The sequence below is a fragment of the Neisseria sp. P0007.S010 genome (assembly GCF_051962875.1).
GTDB classification, from domain to species: domain Bacteria; phylum Pseudomonadota; class Gammaproteobacteria; order Burkholderiales; family Neisseriaceae; genus Neisseria; species Neisseria subflava_A.
Genome location: NZ_JBQCUX010000038.1, coordinates 1 through 332 on the forward strand (window position 1 = coordinate 1; position 332 = coordinate 332).

A 332-nucleotide genomic window follows, 5' to 3' on the forward strand; every position below is an offset into this window, starting at 1 on the left:
GCTGCCCGCGCATAGCGGAATTTACGGTGCAGCGTACCGAAGCTTTGTTCGATCACATAACGGGTCTTCGACAAATACCGGTTACGTTTGGTTTGCGTTTCCGTCAGCGGATGGTTGCGGTGTGCTTTGCGCATAATGCCGTCCTGCAGTCGACGCTCTTTCAGATGTTGCCGGTTTTCCTCACTGTCATAGCCTTTGTCGGCATAGACGGTCGTATCTTTGGCTATACCTTCCAGCAAAGGCAACAGATGGTTGCACTCATGGGTATTGGCAGGGGTAATGTGCAGTTTCTCGATATAGCCTTCCGCATCGGTACGGGTATGTTGTTTGTA

1 protein-coding gene is annotated in these 332 nt (G+C 51.2%); it reads right to left on the minus strand.

The annotated features are described in order from the left end of the window. On the minus strand, positions 1–332 hold a 332-nt coding region (locus ACTHR7_RS10810), incomplete at both ends, for a transposase (RefSeq protein ID WP_440370808.1).